Annotated in this window: 2 protein-coding genes; both read right to left on the bottom strand. The window is 39.3% G+C overall.

The window, feature by feature from the left end; translation table 11 throughout:
• Positions 1 to 222 (bottom strand): FAD binding domain-containing protein (locus AOA61_RS23910; RefSeq protein WP_178075210.1); only part of this gene is annotated, 222 nt, incomplete at its 3' end.
• Positions 219 to 460: hypothetical protein (locus tag AOA61_RS23905; RefSeq protein WP_218197375.1), on the bottom strand; the 242-nt coding region annotated here is incomplete at its 5' end. The genes AOA61_RS23905 and AOA61_RS23910, both read right to left, overlap by 4 nt.

Genomic DNA, 460 nt, shown 5'->3' with positions numbered 1-460 from the left:
GTATAAGTGATCATCATGAAAATCCATAATTCTACATTCTGGAATTTCTTTTAAAACAATAACAGCATTTGTATATAATATATTAAGGCGTCCTAGTGTAATGATCTCTGTTCCGCCTGAGAAATATACCGGTTCTTTACCTTCCTTATCTAACATCTCAAATAGTTCCCCAGCTTCTTCAATTGAGTTTGGTCTATAATACTCAAAATCGAAAGGGATCATTTAACTGCCTCCTCTTTTTCACGCCATATACTCACAGGAATAAGAGGTAAGTGGTGTAATTCCACATTTGCAGCTAATGATAGACTATTTGCAAGTGCTGCAGGCATCCCTAACAAACCTTGTTCGCCAGCACCTCTGGCACCAAATGGCGCATCAATATGCGGTGTTTCCACAAATTCAACAACATATTCTGGCTGCTCCCCATAATGTACCGGTCTGTATGTTCGGAGTCGTGGAT

Origin of the sequence: Pseudomonas sp. 2995-1 (genome assembly GCF_002742505.1) — a bacterium.
In the GTDB taxonomy this organism is placed as follows: Bacteria; Pseudomonadota; Gammaproteobacteria; order Pseudomonadales; family Pseudomonadaceae; genus Aquipseudomonas; species Aquipseudomonas sivasensis.
The sequence above is the reverse complement of the archived record's forward strand: the minus strand, read 5'-3'. Positions and strand labels throughout refer to the sequence as shown.